This is a genomic window from Bradyrhizobium sp. IC4060 (assembly GCF_020193715.1).
GTDB lineage: Bacteria > Pseudomonadota > Alphaproteobacteria > Rhizobiales > Xanthobacteraceae > Bradyrhizobium > Bradyrhizobium yuanmingense.
The window spans coordinates 1,378,213-1,403,352 of record NZ_JADYVJ010000001.1 but is presented as its reverse complement, the minus strand read 5'-3'; the positions used below and the strand labels follow the sequence as shown (position 1 = coordinate 1,403,352).

Annotated in this window: 19 protein-coding genes; 12 read left to right on the top strand and 7 right to left on the bottom strand. The window is 65.1% G+C overall.

The window, feature by feature from the left end:
- Nucleotides 1-204: 204 nt before the first annotated feature.
- Nucleotides 205-1,944 carry a methyl-accepting chemotaxis protein gene (locus I6F16_RS06600; protein WP_225113514.1) on the bottom strand — a complete coding sequence of 580 codons (1,740 nt, stop codon included), beginning with the start codon at nt 1,942-1,944 and terminating at the stop codon, nt 205-207.
- 235 nt (nt 1,945-2,179) lie between these two features.
- Here I6F16_RS06600 and I6F16_RS06595 point away from each other — a divergent pair, with 235 nt between their 5' ends.
- The 4 genes from I6F16_RS06595 (at nt 2,180) to I6F16_RS06580 (ending at nt 8,664) form a co-directional block, all read left to right on the top strand.
- On the top strand, nt 2,180-3,562 hold the full coding sequence (locus I6F16_RS06595) for an ethanolamine ammonia-lyase subunit EutB (RefSeq protein ID WP_225113513.1): 1,383 nt from the start codon (nt 2,180-2,182) through the stop codon (nt 3,560-3,562).
- Nucleotides 3,563-3,710: 148 nt separating this feature from the next.
- Nucleotides 3,711-5,297, top strand: a complete 1,587-nt coding sequence (locus I6F16_RS06590) for a B12-binding domain-containing radical SAM protein (protein ID WP_036006106.1) — start codon at nt 3,711-3,713, stop codon at nt 5,295-5,297.
- Nucleotides 5,298-5,303: 6 nt separating this feature from the next.
- Complete coding sequence (gene eutC, locus I6F16_RS06585) at nt 5,304-6,089, top strand: ethanolamine ammonia-lyase subunit EutC (protein ID WP_225113512.1); 786 nt, start codon at nt 5,304-5,306, stop codon at nt 6,087-6,089.
- Between the two features lie 208 nt (nt 6,090-6,297).
- Entirely contained in the window at nt 6,298-8,664 is a 2,367-nt protein-coding gene (locus I6F16_RS06580) for an MMPL family transporter (protein WP_225113511.1), read from the top strand.
- A 21-nt stretch (nt 8,665-8,685) separates the two neighbouring features.
- Here the strand turns inward: I6F16_RS06580 and I6F16_RS06575 are convergent, their stop codons facing one another.
- Nucleotides 8,686-9,519 carry a hypothetical protein gene (locus tag I6F16_RS06575; RefSeq protein WP_036006100.1) on the bottom strand — a complete coding sequence of 278 codons (834 nt, stop codon included), beginning with the start codon at nt 9,517-9,519 and terminating at the stop codon, nt 8,686-8,688.
- Nucleotides 9,520-9,610: 91 nt separating this feature from the next.
- Nucleotides 9,611-10,108: a hypothetical protein gene (locus I6F16_RS06570; protein WP_036006098.1), complete on the bottom strand. Its 498-nt coding sequence runs from the start codon at nt 10,106-10,108 to the stop codon at nt 9,611-9,613.
- A gap of 458 nt (nt 10,109-10,566) precedes the next feature.
- Between I6F16_RS06570 and I6F16_RS06565 the strand changes: the two genes are divergently transcribed.
- The 6 genes from I6F16_RS06565 (at nt 10,567) to I6F16_RS06540 (ending at nt 16,723) form a co-directional block, all read left to right on the top strand.
- Nucleotides 10,567-10,800, top strand: a complete 234-nt coding sequence (locus I6F16_RS06565) for a hypothetical protein (protein ID WP_025035011.1) — start codon at nt 10,567-10,569, stop codon at nt 10,798-10,800.
- 190 nt (nt 10,801-10,990) lie between these two features.
- Nucleotides 10,991-11,875: a squalene synthase HpnC gene (hpnC, locus tag I6F16_RS06560; protein WP_109144429.1), complete on the top strand. Its 885-nt coding sequence runs from the start codon at nt 10,991-10,993 to the stop codon at nt 11,873-11,875.
- Nucleotides 11,865-12,704, top strand: coding sequence for a presqualene diphosphate synthase HpnD (gene hpnD, locus I6F16_RS06555; protein ID WP_057027142.1), 840 nt, complete (start codon nt 11,865-11,867; stop codon nt 12,702-12,704). The genes hpnC and hpnD overlap by 11 nt, the downstream gene beginning before the upstream one ends.
- A complete protein-coding gene (hpnE, locus tag I6F16_RS06550; protein WP_225113510.1) occupies nt 12,704-13,960 on the top strand; it encodes a hydroxysqualene dehydroxylase HpnE in 1,257 nt (418 codons plus the stop codon). Before hpnD ends, hpnE begins: the two co-directional genes overlap by 1 nt.
- A 64-nt stretch (nt 13,961-14,024) precedes the next feature.
- The gene (gene shc, locus I6F16_RS06545; RefSeq protein WP_036023097.1) at nt 14,025-15,977 is read left to right on the top strand and encodes a squalene--hopene cyclase; all 1,953 of its coding nucleotides are present in this window, start codon (nt 14,025-14,027) and stop codon (nt 15,975-15,977) included.
- Nucleotides 15,974-16,723 (top strand): phosphorylase, encoded by a 750-nt coding sequence (locus tag I6F16_RS06540; protein ID WP_036006088.1) that lies wholly within the window; start codon nt 15,974-15,976, stop codon nt 16,721-16,723. Before shc ends, I6F16_RS06540 begins: the two co-directional genes overlap by 4 nt.
- A gap of 165 nt (nt 16,724-16,888) precedes the next feature.
- Here I6F16_RS06540 and hpnH read toward each other — a convergent pair whose 3' ends face one another.
- The gene (hpnH, locus tag I6F16_RS06535) at nt 16,889-18,049 is read right to left on the bottom strand and encodes an adenosyl-hopene transferase HpnH (RefSeq protein ID WP_036006086.1); all 1,161 of its coding nucleotides are present in this window, start codon (nt 18,047-18,049) and stop codon (nt 16,889-16,891) included.
- Nucleotides 18,050-18,085: 36 nt separating this feature from the next.
- The gene (ispH, locus tag I6F16_RS06530; RefSeq protein ID WP_225113509.1) at nt 18,086-19,012 is read right to left on the bottom strand and encodes a 4-hydroxy-3-methylbut-2-enyl diphosphate reductase; all 927 of its coding nucleotides are present in this window, start codon (nt 19,010-19,012) and stop codon (nt 18,086-18,088) included.
- Between the two features lie 455 nt (nt 19,013-19,467).
- On the opposite strand from ispH, the gene I6F16_RS06525 reads away from it, so the two are divergent.
- Nucleotides 19,468-22,056, top strand: a complete 2,589-nt coding sequence (locus tag I6F16_RS06525) for an MMPL family transporter (RefSeq protein ID WP_225113508.1) — start codon at nt 19,468-19,470, stop codon at nt 22,054-22,056.
- Here the strand turns inward: I6F16_RS06525 and I6F16_RS06520 are convergent.
- Nucleotides 22,024-22,686, bottom strand: coding sequence for a DUF2147 domain-containing protein (locus tag I6F16_RS06520; RefSeq protein WP_036006080.1), 663 nt, complete (start codon nt 22,684-22,686; stop codon nt 22,024-22,026). The genes I6F16_RS06525 and I6F16_RS06520 overlap by 33 nt on opposite strands.
- Before the next feature lie 141 nt (nt 22,687-22,827).
- On the opposite strand from I6F16_RS06520, the gene hpnO reads away from it, so the two are divergent.
- On the top strand, nt 22,828-24,219 hold the full coding sequence (gene hpnO, locus I6F16_RS06515; RefSeq protein ID WP_036006078.1) for an aminobacteriohopanetriol synthase HpnO: 1,392 nt from the start codon (nt 22,828-22,830) through the stop codon (nt 24,217-24,219).
- A gap of 38 nt (nt 24,220-24,257) precedes the next feature.
- On the opposite strand, the gene I6F16_RS06510 is transcribed toward hpnO, so the two are convergent.
- On the bottom strand, nt 24,258-25,139 hold the full coding sequence (locus I6F16_RS06510; RefSeq protein ID WP_225113549.1) for an alpha/beta hydrolase: 882 nt from the start codon (nt 25,137-25,139) through the stop codon (nt 24,258-24,260).
- Nucleotide 25,140 lies beyond the last annotated feature (1 nt).

Here is a 25,140-nt window from a genome sequence, read left to right as displayed (position 1 = left end):
TTGCCAGCCGCGGCACAGGCGCCACGCTCGGCATGCTGACATCATGCCCCTGTTTTGCCCGACGAGTCAAAATCGGTCCGTAAAAACAGCAGGGCTTCGCGCCGGGCCGCCAAGCCATTGAAAAAGCTGACCCCCGTCTACTGTGCATGGGGTTGTTTTTCCGTTTTTGCTGGAGCGACCGTTTTCGCGGCGCCAGGCGGGCCGCTACCCCGCCTTGGCGATGCGACCGTCCGCCGACCCCGCGCGCAGATTCTGGAAGAACGTCTCCACCTCCCGCGACAGCGTCTGCGCCGTCTCGGTCAGGCTGCTGGCGGCGGTGAACACCGAAGCCGCCGCAGTATCGGTCTCGCCGATGGCATCGCGCAGCGAGGTGATGTTCGCCACCAGCGTCTCGTTGCCTTGGGCAGCGCTTTGCGCGTTGGAGGAGATCTCGCGCGTGGCCTGGTCCTGCTGACTGACGGCGCCGGCAATCGCGGACGTGACCTCGTTGATCTCGCGCACCGCCCCGCCGATCTCGCGCACGGCGTCGACGGCGTTCCGCGTCGAGGCCTGGATCATCGCGACGTTCTCGCTGATCTCGGCCGTGGCCTTGGCGGTCTGGCCCGCGAGCGCCTTCACCTCGTGGGCGACGACGGCAAAGCCGCGGCCGGCATCGCCGGCGCGCGCCGCCTCGATGGTGGCGTTCAGCGCGAGCAGGTTGGTCTGCTCGGCGATCGCCTGGATCAGGTTGAGCACGCCGTCGATGCGTTGCGTGGCTGCAGCGAGGCTCTCGATCTCGGAGATCGACTTCTCGGTGCGCTGGCCGGTCTGCTCGACCGCGCCGGCGCTCTGCCGCACCTGGCGGCCGATCTCCACCACCGAGGCCGAAAGCTCCTCGGCCGCGCCCGCCACCGCGGTGACGTTGTGCGAGGCCTGCTCGGTGGCGTTCGCCGCGGTGCCGGCGCGGCTGCTCGCATCCGCAGTGACACGCGTGATGGTCTGCGCGGTCTCGCGCATGACGGAGGCGTTGTCGCTGAGGCCGCGCATGATCGCGCCGATCGCCTCGCGAAATTGCTCGACGGACCGCTCGACGTGACGGGCGCGCTCCTCGCGCGCGGCGGCGTCTTGCGACACTTGCGAGGCGAGGTTGCGGTTGCGCCCCATCGAGTCCTGGAACACCTGGATGGCGCGGGCCAGCGCGCCTATCTCGTCGGCGCGGTCGGAGTGCGGCACCACGACGTCGTCGGCGCCGTCGGCGACCTGCTTGATGGTGGCGGTGATCGCGGCGAGCGGCCGGGCGATCGAGCGGGCAATGATGACGATGCCAGCGACGACGAGGGCCAGCGCCACGCCGCCGAGGCAGGTGAGGATGAACGACAATGTGCGGGCGGTCTCGGTCTGCTGCGCGATCTGCCTGCCGCGCTCGGCATAGACCTTGGACAGCGCCTCGAGGTCCTTGTTCAGCGCCGAGCGGACGCTGCGGTTGGCGTCGTTGTCGCCCCATTCGCGGCCCGCTGCCGCGTTGATCTCGACGCCGCGCCGCACCAGCTCCTTGCGGAACTCGACGAACTGCTCAATGCGCTTCTTGAAGGTCGCGAACTGCTCGGCATCGTCGGCCTTGACGATGGTCTCCCAGCGCTTCACGATGTCGAGGATCTGGGCGTTGAACTTGAGCAGACCGTCGCCGTATTTCCTCACCACGGCCGGCTCGGTCGACATGTAGATGCCGCGCGATTCCATCACCACCGCATAGACGAGGGAGTTGACCCGCTCGACGTTCAGCGCGGCGGCATTGGCCGTCTCAATCGCGACTGCGAGGTCCGCGCTGCGGCGGCTGTTGTAGTCGGACAAGATCGCGATCGCTGCCGTGAGCAGCGCGAACAGCGCGAAGATCGCATAGAGCTTGCTGGCAAGCGTGAAGCGGCCTGCCGGCTTGGCGGCATTCCCAGATCGGTCGGATGTCATGATGTTCAAGGAGCCCGGATTGGCCTGACCGGCCGGTGAACGGGGTCAGGCAAATTGTTGCAAAACTATGCAGAACGAAGATGGACGCCTCGTTAACGCGCGGCCTGGCCGCCTCCGTCCTTGGTCGAAGGAAAGGCAAGTCATTTCAGCGTCTTGATCCGAAGGTTTAGTTTCAGGATAGTCTTTTGGGATAGTCTTGGAGTCGGCCGTTGGCCGAGCAACCCCGGAGAGACCCTTGGTCTACCGCCACAGCATCGACGCCACGACCTACAGCTTCCCTGACTTGCGCGACCTGCTCGCCAAGGCGACACCCCCGCGCTCCGGCGACCGGCTGGCCGGCATTGCCGCTGCCAGCTCCGAGCAGATGATCGCCGCGCGGATGGCGCTCGCCGATGTGCCGCTCGGCCAGTTCCTGCAGGAAGCCGTCGTTCCCTACGAGGCCGACGAGGTCACCCGCCTCGTCATCGACAGCCATGACGCCAAGGCGTTCGCGCCGGTGGCATCGCTGACGGTCGGCGCCTTCCGCGACTGGCTGCTGTCGGACGCCGCAACGCCCGAGATCCTGCGCAAGCTGGCGCCCGGCATCACGCCGGAGATGGCGGCCGCGGTGTCGAAGCTGATGCGCAACCAGGATCTGATCCTGGCGGCGCGGAAATGCGAGGTCACCACCGCCTTTCGCAACACTATCGGCCTGAGGGGGCGGATGAGCACACGCCTGCAGCCGAACCATCCCTTCGACGATGCAAGGGGCATCACCGCCTCAATCCTCGACGGCATCCTGCTGGGGGCGGGCGATGCCTGCATCGGCATCAATCCCGCCAGCGACGACCCCGCCGTCATCGCGCAATTGCTGCGGCTGCTCGACGAGATCATCGCGCGGCTGCAGATCCCGACGCAAGGCTGCGTCCTGACCCATGTCACGACGACGCTGTCGCTGATCGGGCAGGGCGTGCCGGTCGACCTCGTCTTCCAGTCGGTCGCGGGCACCGAGGCCGCCAACCGCAGCTTCGGCATCGACCTCGCACTGTTGAAGGAGGCGCAAGAGGCCGGGCTGTCGCAGTCGCGCGGCACGGTCGGGCGGAACCTGATGTATTTCGAGACCGGCCAGGGCTCGGCGCTGTCGGCGGGCGCCCATCACGGCGTCGACCAGCAGACCTGCGAGGCGCGCGCCTATGCGGTCGCCCGCGCCTTCGCTCCGCTGCTGGTCAACAGCGTGGTCGGCTTCATCGGCCCGGAATATCTCTATGACGGCAAGGAAATCATCCGCGCGGGGCTGGAGGATCATTTCTGTGGCAAGCTGCTCGGCCTGCCGCTCGGGGTCGACATCTGCTACACCAACCACGCCGAGGCAGATCAGGACGACATGGACAATCTCCTGACGCTGCTCGCCGCCGCCGGCGTCACCTTCATCATGGGTGTTCCCGGTGCCGACGACATCATGCTGAACTACCAGTCGACGTCTTTTCACGACGCGCTCTATGTCAGGGACGTCTTCGCGCTGCGCCGCGCGCCGGAATTCGACGACTGGCTGGCGCGCTCGGGCATTGCAGGTGCCGATTTCCGGATTGCCGGCGATGCGGGCCTGCTGCCCGATTTTGCCGCGCGGCTGATCGCATGAGGCGGAAGGTCAACTCGGTTGGGAAACCATCGGCGCCTCTCGGAATTATGCTTACGCCACAATATTGAGAAATTCCGCCGACAGCATTACGCTATGTGTCGGGCTGGCAATTTCCGCACCATCGGTTGAGTGTGGCGGGGGAGCTTTGATGCGAGCTGAAAGTAACGGAACGTCCCGGCGGATTCTCTGCGTGTTTCCGCGCTACACCTCGTCCTTCGGCACGTTCGAGCATTCCTATCCCCTGACCGATGGCGTCCGCGCCTTCATGCCGCCGCAGGGCCTGCTGCTGATCTCCGCCTATCTTCCGAAGGAATGGCAGGTCAAATTCGTCGACGAGAACCTGCGCCGCACGACGAGGGAGGAGTTCGAATGGGCGGAAGCCGTCTTCGTCAGCGGCATGCACATCCAGCGCCAGCAGATGAACGACATCTGCCGCCGCGCCCATGAGTTCGATCTGCCGGTCGCGCTCGGCGGGCCTTCCGTCAGCGCCTGTCCCGACTATTACCCGTCCTTCGATTATCTGCATGTCGGCGAGCTCGGCGACGCCACCAACCAGCTGATCGAGATCTTGTCGCGCGACACCTCGCGTCCGGAGAGCCAAGTCGTGCTCACGACCAAGGACCGCGTGCCGATGACGGAGTTTCCGATCCCGGCCTACGAGCTCGCCGACGTGAAGAAGTACTTCCTCGGCAGCATCCAATATTCCAGCGGCTGTCCCTACCAGTGCGAGTTCTGCGACATCCCCGGCCTTTACGGCCGCAATCCGCGCATTAAGACGCCGCAGCAGATCATCGCCGAGCTCGACCGCCTGCGCGAATGCGGCATGACCGACACGGTCTATTTCGTCGACGACAATTTCATCGGCAACCGCAAGGCGGCCATGGACCTGCTGCCGCACCTGATCGAGTGGCAGAAGCGGACCGGCTACGTGGTGCGGCTCGCTTGCGAGGCCACGCTCAACATCGCCAAACGCCCCGAGATCCTCGAGAAGATGCGCGAGGCCTATTTCATCACCATCTTCTGCGGCATCGAGACGCCGGATCCCGACGCGTTGAAGGCGATGCAGAAGGACCACAACATGATGGTCCCGATCCTGGAGGGCGTGCGCACCATTAACTCCTATGGCATGGAGGTGGTCTCGGGCATCATCATGGGGCTCGACACCGACAAGCCGAACACCTCGGAGGCGCTGCTCGCCTTCGTCGAGGAGTCCCGGATTCCGCTGCTCACCATCAATCTGCTGCAGGCGCTGCCGAAGACGCCGCTATGGGACCGGCTTGAGCGCGAGGGGCGGCTGGTCGAGGACGATGGCCGCGATTCCAACGTCGACTTCCTGCTGCCCTATGACGAGGTCGTCGCGTCCTGGAAGCACGCCATGGCAGTCGCTTACGCGCCCGACAAGGTCTACGCGCGCTATCAGCACCAATGCGACCACGTCTATGTGAACCGGCTCAAGGTACCGGTGCCGGACGAGATGAAGACCTGGCGCAGCATCCGGCGCGGCCTCGTCATACTGCGCAACATCTTCTGGAAGGTCGGCGTGCTCGGCGATTATAGGCGCGTGTTCTGGAAGTTCGCGCTGGGCCGCATCAAGCGCGGCGACATCGAAGGCCTGATCGGCTGCACGCTGGTCGCGCACCATCTCATCACCTTTGCGCGCGCGGCCTCCAGCGGCAAGCAGAACGCCTCGAACTATTCGATCCGGCTGCGCGAGGCCGCCGTGCCCGCCGAATGATGCCACATGTCTGACCCGGCCCTGCCGTGCCGTCCGACCCTCGATTTGCGCTCGTTTACGCCTGCGCGCGTCGCGCTGGGGCGCAGCGGCGCGAGCCTGCCGACGAGAGCGTTGCTCGATTTCACGCTGGACCATGCCCGCGCGCGCGATGCTGTGCATGCGGCCTTCGACACGCCGCGTCTCATCGCCGATCTCGACGCACTCGGTGTTGCGGTGACCGAGGTCAGGAGCCGGGCGGTCGATCGTGGCGACTATCTGCGGCGGCCGGATCTGGGACGACAGCTCGACCCCGGCTCGGCTCAGCGTCTGGCACGAAGCATCTCGGCGCCGTGCCAGCTCGCGGTCGTGATCGGAGACGGCCTGTCCGCGGCGGCGGTCCATAGCCATGCGGCGATCGTGGCAAGGCGCCTGTTGCAATCGCTTGCGCAGGGGGATGCTGTCGCGGTTCGCCATGTCGTCGTCGCATCGGGCGCGCGCGTCGCGCTCGGCGACGAGATCGGCGCCATTCTCGGTGCGCGCATGGTCGCGATGCTGATCGGCGAGCGGCCCGGCCTGTCCGCGCCCGACAGCCTCGGCGCCTATTTGACCTTTGCGCCGAGGCCCGGCCGCACCGATGCCGAGCGCAATTGCGTCTCCAACATCCACCACGCCGGGTTGAGCCACGAGGAGGCGGCGTTCAAGATCGCCTGGCTGGTCCGCGAGGGGCTGGCCCGGGAGATCACCGGCGTGGCGCTGAAGGACGAGAGTGCGGACCGCGCGCCGCGCCAGATTGGCACATCCTCGCCGGGATGACGGTCATTCCAGGCTCGGATCGCCACTTTTCTGATCGATTCGGCCGCGCCGGGCCTGCTTGCGAAAAGACCTGTCGACCTGCTAAACCCCTGCCGGCGATTTTCCGCGCATTTTCAAAGGGCAAGCCTCCCATTGGTATGGCGTTTTCAAGCCGTTCGCGGCGCGCGATAAGCTCACAGGCCGAGCCGATTTAGGAACTGGATAAGGCATGCTCGAAAAGCACAGCGAGAGTGAGGTTCATGTCGACAAGGTCGAGCAGGGATCTACGTCCTCCATCGCCTTCGGGCTGGAGCGTCTCGGGCTGATCGCCGTTCGGGCCCCGATCGTCTCCTGCATCGTCCTGCTCGCGCTGATCGTCGGCGCGGTGTTCGGCATCTACCGGATCAAGATCGACGATTCGCTGTCGCAGCTGTTCCGCTCCGACACCCGCGAGTTTCGCCAGTACGAAGAGGTCACCAAGAAATTCCCGGCGGAGGAGTTCGACGTCCTCGTCGTGGTCGAGGGCAAGACCCTCCTGGAACGCAGCAACCTCGAGAAGCTGCGCGACTTCGTCACCGACCTGCAGCTGGTCGAAGGCACGCGCGGGCTGGTCTCGCTGTTCTCGGCGCGCCAGGCGCCGGCCCCCGGCAAGCTGCCGGCGGCCCTGTTCCCGCCCGAGCTACCGGAGGGCGCGGCCTATGACAAGTTCATCGAGACCGTCAAGAACAACGAGATCATCCGCGGCAAGCTGCTGTCGGAGGACGGCACATTGGCGCTGGTCGTGCTGTCGCTCGATCCGGAGGTGGTCGCTTCCAACAAGTTGACCAAGACCGTCGCCGACATCCGTGCGCTGATGAAGGAGACGCTCGGGGACACCGGCCTCAACGTGCAGCTCTCCGGCGTCCCGGTGATGCAGCTCGAGATCCGCAACGCGGTTGAGCGCGACGGGCTGACCTACAACATCCTCGGCATCCTCGCCGGCTGCATCATCGCCATCATCTTCTTCCGCAAGATCTCGTTCATGATCGCGGCGGCATTCCCGCCGATGATCGCTATCCTGCTGGCGCTAGGCGCGCTCGGCTGGGCCAATTTCAACCTCAACATGTTCCTGAACGTGATGACGCCGCTCATCATGGTGATCAGCTTCTCCGACTCGATGCAGCTGACCTTCGCCGCGCGCGACAGGCTGATCGCGGGCCAGGACAAGTTCACCGCGTTCAAGAACGCGGTGCTGGTGGTGGGCCCGGCCTGCGTGCTGACGCATGGCACCGCCGGCATCTCCTTCATCGCGCTGCAATTCTCCGATTCCGACCTGATCCGCAAGTTCGGCGAGGCGGGCCTTGCCGCCACCATCATCGCGCTGGTCGCGGTGCTGTCGCTGGTGCCTGTCTTCGGCGTGCTGTTCGTGCGCAACGAGAAGATCTTTGCAGTCAAGTTCCAGGGCGCTGATGCCGGCGTACAGGCGCTGCGCAATTTCTGCTACTGGATTGCGGTGCGCATGGTCGGCCGGCCCGGCCTGTTCAGCCTGCTGGCGGTGCTGTTCGTCGGCGGCCTCGGCGTCATCTATGCCAATCTGGAGCCGCGCTACCGGCTCGCCGACCAGGTGCCGGACAAGCGCCAGGCGGTTGCCGCCAGCGACCGGTTAGACGCCAAGCTGACCGGCGCCAATCCCGTCAACGTGCTGATCGTGTTCCCGAAGGGTGAATCGCTTTATTCGCCGCAGACGCTCCAGACGATCGCCGAGGTGCACGCGACAGTCGAGAAGTCCGCAGGGGTCGGTAACGTGTGGTCGCTGGAGACGCTGCGCCGCTGGCTGGCGGAGAAGGCCGGCAGTGCCGACGTCGCGACGCTGAAGGAATATGTCAGCGTCATCCCCGAGCACCTGGTGCGCCGCTTCATCGACGCCGAGCAGGACGCTGTCGTGGTAGCCGGCCGCGTGCCGGACAAGGATTCCAGCCAGCTCCTGCCGATCGTCGACAAGCTCGATTCGGAGCTCGACGCCGTTCGCAAGAAGCATCCGGGCTATGAGATCGCCGTGACGGGTCTCGCCGCCATCGCCGCGCGTAACTCGGCCAACATGATCGAGAAGCTGAACCACGGCCTCACGATCGAATTCGCGCTGGTCGCGATCTTCATCGGCCTCGCCTTCCGCTCCTGGGTGGTGACACTCGCCTGCATCCTGCCGGGCATCTTCCCGGTGGTGATGTCGGGCACGGTGCTGTGGGCCATGGGCGAGGGACTGCAATTCGCCAGCGTCGTCGCGCTGACCGTCTCGTTCGGACTTGGCCTCTCCGCCACCATCCACTTCCTCAACCGCCTGCGGCTGGAGAACAAGCCGGGTGTCGGCTCGGCGCTCGCGGTGGAGCGGGCCACCGTGCTGGTGGGACCTGCGCTGATCCTGACCACGGTGGTGCTCGCCTGCGGCCTTGTCGTCACCGTGTTCTCCGACCTGCCATCGCTGCGTCTGTTCGGCTGGCTCAGCGCCTTCTCGATGGTGATGGCATTGGTCGCTGATCTCTTCATCCTCCGGCCGACGGCGATGTGGCTAATCAATCTGCACGCCAAGCTGCATGGCGCGGACAAGCAGGCGATCTGAGGGGCCGGCGCCGGACCGCCCTCACGCGCCGATACGAACGATTCCGTAAGGATTGAACTTGAAGTCGCCCTCGGCGTAGTCCTGCTCCCGCGACAGCGCGAGCTTGCGGTCGCGCAGCGTTGCCTCGATGCCGCGCTCGGCCATTGCGTCCGCGATTTCGTCCATCAGATTCGCTGCGTTACGGTCGCTGCCGCGCGATCGCGCGACATAGATTTCCGGCAGTCCGACGAGGTGGAAGCCGACGCTTTCGTTGTAGGTGTCGCCGGCAAGCGGACGCTTGGCGAAGGCGAGGCGACAGGATCGGCCCATCGCTGGCGTGACGGTAAGGCCCTGGTTCGTGTTTGCGGCGGCCTTGCACTCGCGGGCCAGTTGCCGCCATCGCGTGAGTCCGTGGGCAACGCCCGCGCTTTCTCCTTTCACGGCCGTGGCGCCGGCCTCGATCATCTCCTCGACAATTCGCAAGGCGGCAGCTGAATAGGCGACCGTCTTGTGCTGCTCCATCGGCGGGCTCAGCACGTAGAGGACCGCTTTGTGATTGAGTACGGCCATTTCGTCCGCCTCGGACCACGCTTTCGGAAAGACGCGGTCCCAGCACACACCGAAAGAGCGCTCCATGTGCGGATCGGGTTTGGCTTGCGAATAGGTGCGGTCGATCTCGAAGCCGAAATCGGCGATCGTCTTCGCCACCGCCTTGGGCGGATGCAGCAGGCTTTCATTCTTGCCGAGGAAGCAGAGTACGTGACGCGGCTTCACGGACGAAGGCTGCATGTTCGCTCCCTGCTGATCGCTGGCGAAGGCGCGGCTGGCCACGAAGAGCCCGGCGGCCTTCAGCAGATGTCTGCGGATCGGGTCCATCTCAGCAAATCCAGCCGGTCAGTTCGTGTCAGCAAAAAGCCCCCGGCTCGCGAGAACCGGGGGCATGTTCCTCATTGCGTGCGAAAGGCCTTCAGCCCTTCGTCATCGTGATGTTGACGCCACGGATCTCGCCCTTGGACGAGATCTGCACCGTCTGCTTGGTGCCGTTGGTGCGCAGCGACAGGTTGGCGGCAAAGCCGTTGGCCTCGACGAAGACCTCGATCTGGCCGCCGCCGGCGGTGCCCTGGAGATTGCCGAAGATGTTGCGGCTGGACTCGCTCCAGTTGCCGGAGATGCGGTCGCCCTGGCTCGTCACGTCGCTGGTGAGGTTGAACTTGTAGCTGTCGGAGGCGCAGCTCAGCGCCTGCTTCAAGTTGAGGCCGCTGCCGGCGACCTTATAGTCCGCTTTGCAGCGAATGCGCTCGGTGGAGCCGTCGGACAGCGACACCGTGCCGGTTCCGGTCCACGCGCCGTCGAAGCCGGCAAACGGTCCGGACGACTGTGCGTGGCTTGCCGATGCCGAGAAGAGCAGCGCCACCCCGATGCCGGCCGCCCTGATTGCCAGTCCAGATCGCCAAAAGAATGTCATCTCGAATATCCCGCTTTGGAACGACGTTCGCTTCGATCGAGAACGTCTCGCCACATCGAAAGTTTAGTGCTCCGAGCAAGTCGCAGGTTCAAAGCCCGGCGGCCAGAGACGGCGGTTCACGCGGCCGCGCCGTGCTTCCAGGGGCCGCGATTTGCCGCGCTTCGTCATGTTTCCGGCAGCCGAGGACGGGCGAAGAGATGCAGCGCGGCAACAGGTCTGCATTAAAACGCAATGCTCCCGAATTATGATGTAGTATCAATCCCTTACATCTGTCAATGAAGGCGCGGGGAAGACCTGATTCGGCGGGGGCGGCGCCAATTTGGCCGCATTTGCCAGTGCTTGTGCCTTCCCTGAGGCCGCTACAAGCGGCGACTTGCCATCAGAACCAATCCGTTCCGGCCATCCGCCCTGCGCAGTCCGGGATCGGTGCGATTCTGCCGTCAGAATGAAGGAATACAATGCGCAATCTTCTCGTCGCTCTCACCCTGCTGTCGGCCTCCCTTTCGACGGCAGCGTTCGCCCAACAAGGGCGTGGCACGGACGCCGAGCAGAAGGCCTGCACCCGCGATGTGCAGAAGTTCTGCCGCCCGGTCATCGACCAGGGCGATTTCACCATCCTGGCCTGCCTCAAGGAGAACCGGGCCAAGATCTCGCAGGCCTGCGACCAGGTGCTGAAGAACCACAATCAATAAACTCGGCCATTGGCCTAGAAAGGCGGCCCTCGGCCGCTTTTCCGGGCCCAATTCGAAGGGGCAGCCATCGACGGACAGGATTGGTTTTGCGGCCGTATTCCCCTATATGGGGGCCGCGGCGGCGTCGCCGGCGTGAGCCCGCCCGAGCGAAAAAGCCCTTCCTGTCCAAACGATTGTAAACCAGCCCTCGATGACCTCTGCGAGCGAATTGCGATCCGGCAAGGGTGACCGCGACGAGAATTTTCCCGTCGCGTCCTGGATCATTCATCCGCGTCATCGCGCCCTGATCCTGGCCTATTACAATTTCGTCCGCACCGCGGACGACATCGCCGATCACGCCACGCTCCCCCCCGACCAGAAGCTCGCTTATCTCGATCTGCTCGAGGCGGAACTGCTCGGCAAGGGTGACACCCAGCCTGAGGCCGTCAGCTTGCGCCGCGCGCTGGCCGAGCGCGGCATGGCGCCACGTCATGCGCTCGACGTGCTGATCGCCTTCCGCATGGACGTGACCAAGCTGCGCTATGAGACCTGGGACGAGGTCATCCATTATTGCCGCTACTCGGCGATGCCGGTCGGCCGCTTCATGCTCGACGTTCACGGCGAGAGCACCTCGACATGGGCCGCCTCGGACGCGCTCTGCGCGGGCCTTCAGATCAACAATCACTTGCAGGATTGCGGCAAGGATTATCGCGAGCTCAACCGCGTCTATCTGCCGCGCGATGCGCTGGCAGCGCACGGCGCCTCCGTCGAGCAACTCGGTCTCGCGCAGTCGCCGCCGGCGATGCTGGCCTGCCTGCAGTCGCTCGCCGCACGCAACGAGGTGCTGCTCGGAGAGGGCAGGTCGCTCGCAGCCGAGATCCGGGATTTCCGTCTCGGCGTCGACGTCTCCGTCATCCAGGCCTATGCCGACCGCATCGTGCGCTTGCTCAAGGTACGCGATCCCTTGCGGGAGCGCGTGCATCTGAACAAATTCGAGCTGCTCGCCTTCAGCCTCGCCGGGATCATCGGCGAAGTTGGCCGCCGTGCGATCCGTCGCAAGGCCATTTCCAGACCGGGGACTGCCCATGACGCTTGAGGCGACCACGCCCGGCGCCAATTACGGCTCGACCGCATCCGGCAGCTCGTTCTATGCCGCGATGCGCATCCTGCCGCGTGATCAGCGCGAAGCGATGTTTCAGATCTACAGCTTCTGCCGCCAGGTCGACGACATCGCCGATTCCGACGGCCCGCGCGACGAGCGGCTCGCCGCACTTCAGGAATGGCGCAACGATATTGACGCGCTCTATCAGGGCCATCCGCCGCCGCGGCTGAAGGACTACGTCGCCTCGGTGAAGACCTTCGGGCTCAAGCGCGAGGATTTCCTCGCCATCGTCGACGGCATGGAGATGGACGTGCCGCAGGACATCCGTGCGCCCGACATGGCGACGCTGGATCTGTATTGCGACCGCGTCGCCAGCGCCGTGGGGCGGCTGTCGGTGCGCGTGTTCGGCATGCCCGAGGAAGACGGCATCCTGCTCGCGCACCACCTCGGCCGCGCGCTGCAGCTCACCAACATCCTGCGCGACATCGACGAGGACGCCGGCCTTGGCCGGCTCTATCTGCCGCGCGAGGCGCTGCTGCATGCCGGCATCACCTCTGATGATCCGAACCGCGTGATCGCCGAGCGCGCGCTGCCGAAGGTCTGCATGCCGCTGGCGCAGCGCGCCAAGGTGCACTTCGAGAAGTCGGACGAGATCATGAACCGCAACAGGCGCCGCGCCGTGCGCGCGCCGCGGATCATGTCGAAATACTACCATTCCATTCTGGACCTCCTGATCGCGCGCGGCTTCACCGCGCCGCGCGAGCCGGTCCGTGTGTCGAAGATCACGCGCATCCTGATCCTGCTCCGTTACGCTTTCATCTGATGCAAAACACAGCTCACATCATCGGCGCTGGAATTTCCGGCCTCTCCGCCGCCGTGCGGCTCGCCAATGCCGGCTTCAAGGTCGCCGTGCACGAGGCGACGCACCAGGCCGGCGGCCGCTGCCGGTCCTATTTCGACGGCGCCACCAATCTCACCATCGACAACGGCAATCATCTGCTGCTGTCGGGCAACAGCCATGCGCGCGCCTATGCGCGCGCGATCGGCACCGAGGCGGGCCTGGTCGGCCCCGAGCGGGCGCAATTTCCGTTCGTCGATGTCAAAACCGGGCAGCGCTGGCAGATCGATCTCGGCGATGGCCGGTGGCCGACCTGGGTGCTCGACGAAAGCCGCCGCGTGCCCGACACCGGCCTTTCCGATTATCTCAAGCTGGCGCCACTGATCTGGGCGTCGGAGGAGACGCTGGTCGGCAAGTCGATTCCGACCGAGGGCATCCTCTATCAGCGCCTGGTGCAGCCGCTGCTGCTGGCAGCTCTCAACGTCGATCCGCCCGAGGGCTCGGCCGGGCTCGCCGGCGCGATCGTGCGGGAGACGCTGCTTGCGGGCGGGCAGGCCTGTCGTCCGCTGATCGCGCGCGACGGTCTCAGCGCGGTTCTGATCGAACCCGCCGTGAAGTTTCTGCAGGAGCGTGGTCACAGCGTTCAGCTCGGCCACGAGCTGCGCTCGTTCGTCAGCACGGACGGCAAGGTGACCGCGCTGAATTTCGGCGGCGAGGATTTGATCCAGCTCGGTGCGGGCGATGTCGTCGTGATGGCGGTGCCGCCGCGCGCGGCCGCTAGCCTGCTCCCGGGGCTGAAGACGCCGACCGAATTCCGCGCCATTGTGAACGCGCATTTCCGCTTTGAGCCGCCGCCGGGCTCGGCGCCCATCCTCGGCGTGATCGGCGGCGTGGTGGAATGGCTGTTCGCGTTCCCGAACCGGCTCTCGGTGACCATCAGCAATGGCGACCGCCTGGTCGACATGCCGCGCGAGGAACTGGCGCAGACGATCTGGAACGAGGTCTGCGAGGCGGGCGGTGTCTCCGGTGAGCTGCCTCCTTGGCAGATCGTGCGCGAGCGCCGCGCCACATTTGCGGCGACGCCGGCCCAGAACGCCCTGCGTCCCGGGCCGGTCACTGCGCTGAAAAACCTGTTCCTCGCCGGCGACTGGACTGCTACGGGATTGCCAGCAACCATCGAGGGATCGGTCCGGTCGGGTGACCGCGCCGCCGATCTGGTTCTGGCCGCCAAAGGATCCTGAAAGGCGGCCCGACGGGCAATTCTCCCGGTCAACTTTCAATCGACTATCGGAGCAATCGAGCGACATGGATTCCGTGACCGCGACCAGCCGCGAAGCTTTGGAATCGAGCATTGCGTCGGCCACCCAGGGCCTCCTCGGCTTCCAGCAAGCCGACGGCCATTGGGTGTTCGAGCTCGAGGCCGACTGCACGATTCCGGCCGAATACGTTCTGCTGCGCCATTATCTCGCCGAGCCCGTCGACACCGTGCTCGAGGCCAAGATCGGCAACTATCTGCGCCGCATCCAGGGTACCCATGGCGGCTGGCCGCTGGTGCATGACGGCGAGTTCGACATGAGCGCCAGCGTGAAGGCGTACTTCGCGCTGAAGATGATCGGCGACTCCATCGACGCGCCGCATATGGTGCGGGCGCGCGAGGCAATCCATGCCCGCGGCGGCGCGATCAACAGCAACGTCTTCACCCGCTTCCTTCTCGCGACCTTCGGTGTCGTGACCTGGCGCGCGGTGCCGGTGCTGCCGATCGAGATCGTATTGCTGCCGTTCTGGTCGCCGTTCCACCTCAACAAGATCTCCTACTGGGCGCGCACCACGATGGTGCCGCTGATGGTGATCGCCGCGCTGAAGCCGCGCGCGAGGAATCCGAAGGGCGTCGGCATCGACGAATTGTTCCTGCAGGATCCGCGCTCGATCGGCATGACCGCCAAGGCGCCGCACCAGAGCATGGCCTGGTTTCTGTTGTTTCGTTCGCTCGATGCGATCCTGCGCGTGATCGAGCCGCTGTTTCCGAAGAGTCTGCGCAAGCGCGCGATCGACGCCGCGCTCGCCTTCACCGAGGAACGGCTCAACGGCGAGGACGGCATGGGCGCGATCTACCCGCCCATGGCCAACATCGTCATGATGTACGACGCCCTCGGCAAGGACGAGAACTTCCCGCCACGCGCGATCACGCGCCGGGGCATCGACAAGTTGCTCGTCATCAAGGACGACGAAGCTTATTGCCAGCCCTGCGTCTCTCCGGTGTGGGACACGACGCTCACCGCGCATGCGCTGCTGGAGGCCGGCGGTGACAAGGCGGTGCCGGCCGCCAAGCAGGGCCTCGACTGGCTGATCCCGAGGCAGGAGCTCGAGGTGAAGGGCGACTGGGCGGTGAAGCGGCCCGACGTGCGCCCGGGCGGCTGGGCCTTCCAATACAACAATGCCCATTACCCCGATCTCGACGACACCGCCGTCGTGGTGATGTCGATGGACCGCATGCGCCGGGAGCACGGTGCGGCCGGCTATGACGACGCGATCGCCCGCGGCCGGGAGTGGATCGAGGGCATGCAGAGCGACGACGGTGGCTGGGCCGCCTTCGACGTCAACAACCTCGAATATTACCTCAACAACATCCCGTTCTCGGACCATGGCGCGCTGCTCGATCCGCCGACTGAGGACGTCACGGCGCGATGCATCTCGATGCTGGCCCAGCTCGGTGAGACCGCCAAGACCAGCAAGCAGGTGGCCGCCGGGGTCGCCTATCTGCGGAAGACCCAGCACCCGGAGGGGTCCTGGTACGGCCGCTGGGGTATGAACTTCATCTATGGAACCTGGTCGGTGCTGTGCGCCCTCAACATGGCCGGGGTCGACCACAAGGACCCCATGATCCGCAAGGCGGCGGCCTGGCTGACCTCGATCCAGAACGACGACGGCGGCTGGGGCGAGGACGCCGTCAGCTACCGCCTCGACTACAAGGGCTGGGAGGCCGCTCCCTCGACCGCCTCGCAAACGGCATGGGCCTTGCTTGCCCTGATGGCGGCAGGCGAGGTTGATCACCCGGCCGTTGCCCGCGGGGTGGAGTACCTGATTGCAACACAAGACAAAAAAGGACTGTGGGACGAGCAGCGGTACACCGCCACAGGCTTCCCCCGCGTGTTCTATCTACGTTATCATGGTTACCCAAAGTTCTTTCCGCTGTGGGCGTTGGCGCGGTATCGGAACTTGCGGAACACCAACAGCAGGGTGGTAGGGGTCGGAATGTGACTTTGGGGACGGGGGACTATGTTACCGCGGGTCAGGCCATCGACCCGCGGCCGATACTGATCGTGACCGGATTGGTTCAGGAGGCCCGCATCGCGGCTGGGCCCGGAATGGCGGTCATCTGTTCATCCAGCAGCCCGACCCAGTTGCGGGCGCTTCTGACGGTGGTGGATCCTGAGACGATTCGCGGTGTGATCTCGTTCGGCGTGGCCGGCGGGCTCGATCCGAGCTTGCGCTCCGGCGACGTCGTGCTGGCGACCGAGGTGCTCTCCGGCGACACCCGCTGGGCCGCCGGCCTGTCGCTCGGCGACGATCTGATCGATCGCCTGACGTCCGGCCGCCGCCGCGTCGTGCGCGGTAGTCTCGCCGGTGCCGAGGAAGTGGTCACGAAGCGCTCCTGCAAGGCGGCCCTGCACTCCGAGACGGGGGCCGCCGCGGTCGACATGGAAAGCCACATCGCCGCGGCCTACGCCGCCGACGCCGGGCTGCCCTTCGCCGCGGTCCGCGTCATCAGCGACCCCGCCCACCGCGCGCTGCCGGCGCTGGCCCGCGCCGCGATCAAGCCGAACGGCCAGATCGACCTCGGAGCCGTGCTGCGCGGCATCGTGCGCAATCCGGCAACGCTGCATGCCCTGGTCTCGACCGGCATCGACTTCAACCGCGCCCTGCGGTCGTTGCGCGGCTGCCGCGATTATCTGATCGGGACGGAGTTCGTCGAGAGCGAGGCCTTGGTGTCGAAGGCGGCGTGAGCGGGGGCTTCGATCTGAGAATAAAGAAAGGGCCCGGTCGCCATTGGCGTCCGGGCCTTTTTGTTTCGACGTTCGTAGCCCGGACGGAGCGAAGCGTAATCCGGGGCCTTGGAGAGACCATCCCGGATTTCGCTTGCGCTCCATCCGGGCTACGGGCTCTGCGCTTTACGCGGCCGTCGAAGCCTTTTGCGCGGCCTTTGCCTGTGCGGCAGCGGCTTCGTCCTTGCGGATCTCCGAGAGCTTCTTCTGGACCTGCTCGGAGAAGATGTACTGCGCCGGGCGCTGCTTGGAGAGGTCGATCTCCGGCGCCATCGGGCCGCTCGTCCGCACGCCGCGCAACGCCACCCACATCGCCTTCAGCGGGTTGTTGAGCGCTGCGGTCGCAGCCGTGGGCTCGTAGCCGCAATGGGCCATGCAGTCGGCACACTTCTCGTACTTGCCGGTGCCGTAGGAATCCCAGTCTGTGGTCTCCATCAGCTCCTTGAAGGTTTTCGCGTAGCCTTCACCGAGCAGGTAGCAGGGCTTCTGCCAACCGAAGATGTTGCGCGCGGGCATGCCCCACGGGGTGCATTCGTATTCCTGGTTGCCGGCGAGGAAGTCCAGGAACAGTCCGGAATGCATGAAATTCCACTTCTTGCCCTTGCCCATCGCAAAGACGTCGCGGAATAGCTTCTTGGTCTTGGTGCGGTTGAGGAAGTGCTCCTGGTCCGGCGCGCGCTCATAGGCGTAGCCCGGGGACATCGAGACGCCGACGCCGAGCTCGGTGGTGAGGTCGAGGAATTTGGCGATCTCCTCGGCCGGGTGGCCGTCGAAGATGGTGGCGTTGACGTTGACGGTGAAGCCGCGCGCCTTGGCCGCCTTGATCGCCGACACCGCGCGGTCGAACACGCCCTTCTGCGACACGGCCTTGTCGTGGTGGTCGCGCAGGCCGTCGAGATGCACCGAGAAGAACAGATAGGGCGAGGGCTCGAACAGATCGAGCTTCTTCTCCAGCAGCAGCGCGTTGGTGCAGAGCGAGACGAACTTCTTGCGCGCGACGAGGCCGCGCACGATCTCGCCGATCTCCTTGTGGATCAGCGGCTCGCCGCCGGGAATGGCGACCATCGGCGCGCCGCACTCGTCGGCGGCGTCCCAGCACTCCTGCGCCGTCATGCGGCGGTTGAGGATCGCATCGGGATAATCGATCTTGCCGCAGCCGACGCAGGCGAGGTTGCAGCGGAACAGCGGCTCCAGCATCAGCACGAGCGGATAGCGCTTGCGGCCAAGCAGTTTCTGCTTGAGCAAATAGCCGCCGATACGCATTTCCTTGAAGAACGGGATAGCCATTACAGGTTTCTTTCTGGGCTTTTCAATTCGGGTGGGTCAGCTCGCGGCCAGTTGGGCCGGAAGCCGGAATTCGATGTTTTCCTCGCGGCCCGGCAACACCGAGACCTTTACCGGTCCGATCCGCCGCATCGCTTCGATCACGTCATCCACGAGTACCTCGGGCGCCGAAGCGCCGGCCGTGACGCCGACGGTCCTGGCATCCTTCAACCACTCCGGATTGAGCTCGCTGCCGTCGGCAATCAAATAACTCGCGACGCCGGCCTCAGTGCCGATTTCGCGGAGCCGGTTCGAGTTCGAGCTGTTGGCAGCGCCCACCACCAAGATCACGTCGACCAGCTTGCTCAAGTCCCTTACCGCAGATTGGCGGTTCTGTGTCGCATAGCAGATATCCCGGATATCCGGACCTTGAATGTCTGTAAAGCGGGCCTGAAGGGCCGCGATGATGTCCTTGGTGTCGTCGACCGACAGGGTGGTCTGGGTGATGTAGGCCACTGGCGTATCCGCCGGCAGGGTCAGCGCCTTAACCTCTTCAAGGCTCTGGACAAGCTGCACCGGCCCCGGGACCTGGCCCATCGTGCCCTCGACCTCGGGATGGCCGGCATGGCCGATCAGGATCAGGGTGCGGCCCTTGCCGATGTAGCGCTTCCCCTGATTGTGAACTTTCGTGACCAGCGGGCAGGTGGCATTGAGCACCGGAAGGTCGCGCGCGACGGCCTCTTCCTCGACGCTGCGGGCGACGCCATGCGCGCTGAACACCGTCACCGCCTTCGGCGGTACCTCGGAGAGTTCCTCGACGAAGATGGCTCCTTTGGCCTTCAGGCTCTCGACGACGTATTTGTTGTGCACGATCTCATGGCGCACGTAGACGGGCGGGCCGTACTTCTCCAGCGCCCGCTCCACGATTTCGATTGCTCGTACCACCCCCGCGCAGAAGCCGCGCGGTTGCGCCAGATAAACTTCCATTGGACGCCCATCACGCAAGTTGCACCAATCCGCTCTTTGCAGTCCCCAAGCGGCACTCCGATACTGACCAATGAGTTGCAATATCCGCACCATTGGTTCGCGCCTGCGGTAGCCACCCACCTCTGTGGACGGCTCCGGCGCATGGAGGCGCAATACTTTGTGTCAAAAAATCGGCGGTAGGGGAAGGTGGAACCGCTGAGGGAGGGTCTATGAGGTATTTTAGTAGGGATTGCGGTGTGCCTGCGTGCGCGACATTCCTGCATAGTCCTTCGTCACGTTCCCGCCTCAACTCCCTGCCTATACCGGCCGCCCCGCATGATTTTGCCACGGTCTCCCGCCGTTTACCTCGAACCTTCTGGCGGCGAGAACCACCCAAAACAGCAATAGGTTTCGGCCGGGAACTCCGATAAACAGCGGGCGTTTCCGGCAAGCTGTTAACCGCAGAAAGAAAAGAAGTGCTGCAAAGCGTCGTCGTTGCCATCGTCAGGGCCTGCACCCGGTTTGCCTCCCTCGTCGTCGTTCTCGGGCTCCTGCTGTCGGTGGGGGCGGGCTATTACGCTGCGCGCCACTTTGCCATCAACACCGATATCAACTCGCTGATTGCCCAGAATCTGGACTGGCGGCAGCGTGACCAGCAATTCGACAAGGCGTTCGATCAGAACGAAATGATCCTCGCTGTGGTCGAGGCCAGGACGCCGGAAATGGCGAGCGCCGCGGCAGACGCGCTCTATGCCAGGCTGAAGGACGACAGGACCAACTTCCACTCGATGCAGCAGCTCGGCAGCGGCGCGTTCTTCGAGCGGAACGGCCTGTTGTTCCTGCCGACCGAGGAGGTCGGCAAGATCACCGGCCAGTTCGAAGCCGCCGCGCCGCTGATCGAGATCATGGCCGGCGATCCCTCGATCCGCGGCCTGACCGGGGCGCTGGAGACCGGCCTTGCCGGCGTCAAGCGGGGCCAGGTCAAGCTCGACAGCACCGAGCGGCCCTTCAACCTGATCGCGCAGACAGTCGAGACCGTGCTCAACAAGGGCAACGCCAGCTTCTCCTGGCGCGAACTCGTCAGCGACGAGCCGCTCAAGGATTCCGACAAGCGCACCTTCATCGAGTTCAAGCCGATTCTCGACTACAACGCGCTGGAGCCCGGCAAGGATGCGACCGACGCGATCCGGAAAGCGGCGGCGGATCTGGATTTTGCCGGCAAATACCAAGCGCGGGTGCGGCTGACCGGTCCGGTGCCGATCGCCAACGAGGAATACGCCACCGTTCAGGAGGGCGCGGTCGTCAACGCCGTCGGCACGATTCTCGTCGTGCTGGTCATCCTATGGCTCGCGCTGCATTCGTCGAAGATCATCTTCGCGGTGTTCGTCAATCTGTTCGTCGGTCTGGCGATCACGACAGCGGCCGGCCTGATGATGGTCGGATCGTTCAACCTGCTGTCGATCGCGTTCGCGGTGCTGTTCGTCGGCTTAGGGGTCGACTTCGGCATCCAGTACAGCGTCCGCTACCGCTCGGAGCGCTACAAGCACGACGATCTCGCCGGCGCGCTGGTGCTGGCAGCCAAGCGCTCGGCGGTGCCGCTGTCGCTGGCGGCGATGGCGACGGCCGCGGGCTTCCTCTGCTTCATGCCGACCGACTACAAGGGCATCGCAGAGCTCGGCCAGATCGCCGGCGTCGGCATGCTGGTGGCGTTCATCTCGTCGATCACCGTTCTGCCGGCGCTGCTCAAGCTTCTGAACCCGCCCGGCGAGCCGGAGCCTGTCGGCTACGCCTTCCTGGCGCCGCTCGACCACTTCCTCGAGAAGCACCGCGTGCTGATCGTCGGCGGCACGCTGCTGCTCGCGCTCGGCGGCCTGCCGCTGCTCTACTTCATGAAGTTCGACTTCAACCCGATGAACCTGCGCAATCCGCACGCCGAGTCGATCGCCACCTTCCTCGATCTGCGCAAGGACCCCAATACTGGTGCCAATGCCATCAACGTGATGACCACGTCCGAGGAGCAGGCAAGGCGGGTCGAGGCGAAGCTGGAGAAGGTGCCCGAGGTGCTGAGGGTGATGTCGCTCGACAGCTTCGTGCCGCAGGACCAGCCGCCGAAGCTGAAGCTCATCGCGCAGGGCGCCAAGGTGCTGAATCCGGCGCTCAACCCCGATCAGATCGACGCGGCGCCGACGGACCAGGAGAATGTCGAATCGCTGAAATCGTCGGTCGACAATCTGCGCCGGACCGCGGGCGACGCGAAGGGCCCGGGCGCTGTTGCCTCGCGCCGTCTTGCCGACGCGCTCGAGAAGCTCGCCAACGGCGACGAGGCCACGCGCAACAAGGCGCAGGACGTGTTCGTCGCGCCATTGAAGATCGTGTTCGACCAGCTCAGGAACGCGATGCAGGCAGGTCCCGTCACCCTGAGCTCGCTGCCGCCCGATCTCGTCAGCGCCTGGAAGAGCAAGGACGGCATCATCCGCGTCGAGGCGCTGCCCAAGGGCGATCCCAACGACAACGATACGCTGCGCAAATTCGCGGCGGCGGTGCTCCAGGCCGAGCCGACTGCGATCGGCGGTCCGGTCTCGATCCTGAAATCCGGTGACACCGTTGTGAAGGCGTTCATCCACGCCGGCATCTATGCGCTGCTGGTGATCGGGCTGCTGCTGTGGATCACGCTGCGCCGCTTCGTCGACGTGCTGATGACGCTGGTGCCGCTGCTGGTTGCCGGCGCGGTGACGCTCGAGATCTGCGTGTTGATCGGCCTGCCGCTCAACTTCGCCAACATCGTCGCGCTTCCGCTGCTGCTCGGCGTCGGCGTCGCCTTCAAGATCTATTATGTCGTGGCCTGGCGCTCGGGCAGGACGAACCTGCTCCAGACCAGCCTGACGCGCGCGATCTTTTTCAGCGCGCTGACGACCGCGACCGCGTTCGGCAGCCTGTGGCTGTCGAGCCATCCCGGCACGTCCAGCATGGGCAAGCTGCTGGCACTGTCGCTGGTGACGACGCTCGCCGCCGTGCTGCTGTTCCAGCCGGCCCTAATGGGCAAACCCCGCAATCTCAGCGAGTAGGCAGATGTCGCCGACCGGGTCGGCGGCGCCCTTCTGACCGGGCTTGGCTGCGCCGGCGGCCTTGGGAGCTGCGGGCGCAGGCGTGGTGGTGCCGCTCCCGGCTTGGGCTGCTTGGGCCCCTTGCCCCGCTTGCCCCCCTTGGGGCTTCGGCGCAGTGCCGCTGGATTTCGCTGCGCCCTTGGCCATGGCGTTGGCAGGGCTCGAAGGGATCGGCGGGCCGACCCGGGTCCAGGTTTCGCCGCCGCAGAGGAAGCCCATGACGCAGCCCTTGATCTCGAGCTGGTCGGGACCGGCCGGCGTGATGGTCGCGCTGTAGAGCTGGCCGTCCTTGGCGTTGTAGACCTGTCCTTCCCACTGATCGACGCCGGGCTTCTTCTTCATGTCGATCAGGGTTGCCATGCCGAGCGTCGGCCTGTTCTTTTTCGAGGCGTCCGGATTGTTCTCGTCGCGTCCGCCGGGCTGTTTTTCCCAGGAAACCGCGCCCCACATGCTGCCATAGCATTGGGCGACGCGAATGTTGGCAACGCCGTCGGCGACCCGCCAGTCGCCGGTCGGATCCGCGGCGAGCGCGGGCGTCAGGCCGGCGTAACCGCCAGCCAGTATTAGTCCGGTGTAAAGGGCCAAACGCATGTGTGTTCCTTGGCAGTGCAACATGGTCTAAAGCTGTGCTTGCGAAGATGGTCCGAAAAAGGGCAAAAGGCCGCACAGACCGTTTTCAGTAACGGTCCGTTTTCAGTTGACGAGACGGCCCTCAACCGAAGTATGTAGCGGATGCACAGCCCAAATCCAGACATGTCTCAGCTATTCGCGGACCGTCAGGCCCAGCGCAGCACCCTGCATAACCGGTATCTGAACGAGCAGTTCGTCCGGGTTCTCAAGACCATCGGCTACGATGTCGGCTTTCAGAAGGGGCATGGGCAGTATCTCTACGACCGTGAGGGCGCGCGCTATCTCGACCTGTTGTCCGGCTTCGGCGTGTTTGCGATCGGGCGCAATCATCCGGTCATGCGCGAGGCGCTCAAGAGCGTGCTCGATGCCGACCTGCCCAACCTCGTCCAATTCGACGTCTCGACGCTCGCAGGTGTGCTGGCTGAGCGCCTCCTGAAATACGTTCCCTATCTCGACAAGGCGTTCTTCGCCAATTCCGGTGCCGAATGCGTCGAGGCCGCGATCAAGTTCGCGCGCGGCGCGACGGGGCGTCCCGGCATCGTCTATTGCGCGCACGGCTATCACGGACTGACCTACGGCGCGCTGTCGCTGACCGGCGATGCCAATTTCCGCACCGGCTTCGAGCCGCTGCTGCCGGGCTGCACCGCGATCCCGTTCAACGACCTGGCGGCGCTGGAAAAGGCGCTGGCCTCGCGCGAGGTCGCAGCCTTCGTGGTCGAGCCGATCCAGGGCAAGGGCGTCAACATGCCCACCGACGAGTTCCTGCCCGGCGCGGCCGCGCTCTGCAAGAAATACGGCACGCTGTTCGTCGCCGACGAGATCCAGACCGGCATGGGCCGCACCGGCCGCTTCCTCGCGGTCGAGCACTGGAACGTCGAGCCCGACATGGTGCTGCTGTCGAAGTCGCTGTCGGGCGGCCACGTGCCGGTCGGCGCCGTGCTGACGCGCAAGAGCATCTTCGACAAGATCTTCAACCAGATGGACCGCGCGGTGGTGCACGGCTCCACCTTCTCCAAGAACGACCTCGCGATGGCCGCGGGCATAGCCACGCTCGACGTCATGGAATCGGAGAAGCTGATCGATGCGGCCGCCAAGCGCGGCGCCGAGCTGCGCCTCGCGCTGACGCGCATGGTGCCAGGCTACGAGCTGCTCAAGGAAGTCCGCGGCAAGGGCTTGATGATCGGTATCGAATTCGGCCCCCCGAAGTCGCTGCGCCTGCGGGCCTCCTGGAACGTGCTGGAGACCGCCAACAAGGGCTTGTTCTGCCAGCTCATCACCGTGCCGCTGTTCAAGGATCACAAGATCCTCACGCAAGTCGCCGGCCACGGCAGCCACACCATCAAGCTCTTGCCGCCGCTCACGATCACCGAGGAAGACTGCGCCTGGATCGAGCGCGCCTTCGACGACGTCATCGCCGGCAGCCACAAGGTCCCCGGTGCGATCTGGTCGCTCGGCAAGACGCTGGTGGACAACGCGGTGCGCAGGTCGGCTTAGAGACGTTCGCTCAGGCCGCCTCGGTCCGCGGCCGAACCTTATTTGGCAAACTCGCGCACGGCTTCCACCACGTGCTCCGGCACTTCCTGCGCGACGCAGTGGCCGGCATTCTCGAAAATCCGTGTGGTCACACCCGGGATCAGCGACACAGCGCGTCGCGCCATCTCCTTGTAGATTGGACCCGACTTCGCCGCTGTCGTGACGCGCACCGGGCAGTCGATTTCGCTGAGCATCGCGAACGGATTGCCGCGGGCATCCCCAATGTAGACCTGCTCCATCGCCTCGTAGATGGGAAGCAAGATCGCGGCTTCGATTTTGGGCGTGCAGCAGAGCCGGACGCGGCCGTCATCCAGGGGCGCGAAGCCGTGGCGCACATACGTCCGTAGCGAGGTTTCGGTCCAATCCGCAAACGCCGGTGCTGCGCGGTAACGTTCGAACACTGCGTCGGGACTGTCGAACTCGGCGCGTCGGCGTAGCGTGCCCTGCACGCGGGCGAGCGATTCTTCGCTCAATCCTCCGGAGCGCGCCGCGCGCGGGTCCATGACGGTCGGCTCCATCACGAACAGGCGTGCGAAGCGACCGGGCAGGAGTTTCGCCGCGAGAAGGAGATCGGTCGCACCCGCGCTGTGGCCGATCCCGTAGATGTCGCGGAGATCGAGCGTATCGACCACCCGGCAGATGTCGTCGGCGTAATCAAGGAAGTGATAGGCGCCGGGTTTGTGGCTTGCGCCATGACCGCGGCGGTCGAGGGCATAGACGGTGTAGGTCGATGCGAGCTCGCGCGCGACCTCGTGCCATACGTGGGCGACGAAACCGGTGCCGTGTACGAGCAGGGCAGGCGGCTTGCCGCTGTCGCCCCATTGCAGCATGGCGATCTCTGCGTCGGCGGGGCCGATTGAGAAACGGTGCGGATCGATCATG

What these genes read in the sequence shown, in the direction of transcription:
- I6F16_RS06600 (WP_225113514.1), bottom strand. Translation starts at nt 1,944, where the DNA reads ATGACATCCGACCGATCTGGGAATGCCGCCAAGCCGGCAGGCCGCTTC.
- I6F16_RS06590 (WP_036006106.1), top strand. Translation starts at nt 3,711, where the DNA reads ATGCGAGCTGAAAGTAACGGAACGTCCCGGCGGATTCTCTGCGTGTTT.
- eutC (WP_225113512.1), top strand. Translation starts at nt 5,304, where the DNA reads ATGTCTGACCCGGCCCTGCCGTGCCGTCCGACCCTCGATTTGCGCTCG.
- I6F16_RS06580 (WP_225113511.1), top strand. Translation starts at nt 6,298, where the DNA reads ATGCTCGAAAAGCACAGCGAGAGTGAGGTTCATGTCGACAAGGTCGAG.
- I6F16_RS06575 (WP_036006100.1), bottom strand. Translation starts at nt 9,519, where the DNA reads ATGGACCCGATCCGCAGACATCTGCTGAAGGCCGCCGGGCTCTTCGTG.
- I6F16_RS06570 (WP_036006098.1), bottom strand. Translation starts at nt 10,108, where the DNA reads ATGACATTCTTTTGGCGATCTGGACTGGCAATCAGGGCGGCCGGCATC.
- I6F16_RS06565 (WP_025035011.1), top strand. Translation starts at nt 10,567, where the DNA reads ATGCGCAATCTTCTCGTCGCTCTCACCCTGCTGTCGGCCTCCCTTTCG.
- hpnC (WP_109144429.1), top strand. Translation starts at nt 10,991, where the DNA reads ATGACCTCTGCGAGCGAATTGCGATCCGGCAAGGGTGACCGCGACGAG.
- hpnD (WP_057027142.1), top strand. Translation starts at nt 11,865, where the DNA reads ATGACGCTTGAGGCGACCACGCCCGGCGCCAATTACGGCTCGACCGCA.
- hpnE (WP_225113510.1), top strand. Translation starts at nt 12,704, where the DNA reads ATGCAAAACACAGCTCACATCATCGGCGCTGGAATTTCCGGCCTCTCC.
- shc (WP_036023097.1), top strand. Translation starts at nt 14,025, where the DNA reads ATGGATTCCGTGACCGCGACCAGCCGCGAAGCTTTGGAATCGAGCATT.
- hpnH (WP_036006086.1), bottom strand. Translation starts at nt 18,049, where the DNA reads ATGGCTATCCCGTTCTTCAAGGAAATGCGTATCGGCGGCTATTTGCTC.
- ispH (WP_225113509.1), bottom strand. Translation starts at nt 19,012, where the DNA reads ATGGAAGTTTATCTGGCGCAACCGCGCGGCTTCTGCGCGGGGGTGGTA.
- I6F16_RS06520 (WP_036006080.1), bottom strand. Translation starts at nt 22,686, where the DNA reads ATGCGTTTGGCCCTTTACACCGGACTAATACTGGCTGGCGGTTACGCC.
- hpnO (WP_036006078.1), top strand. Translation starts at nt 22,828, where the DNA reads ATGCACAGCCCAAATCCAGACATGTCTCAGCTATTCGCGGACCGTCAG.
- I6F16_RS06510 (WP_225113549.1), bottom strand. Translation starts at nt 25,139, where the DNA reads ATGATCGATCCGCACCGTTTCTCAATCGGCCCCGCCGACGCAGAGATC.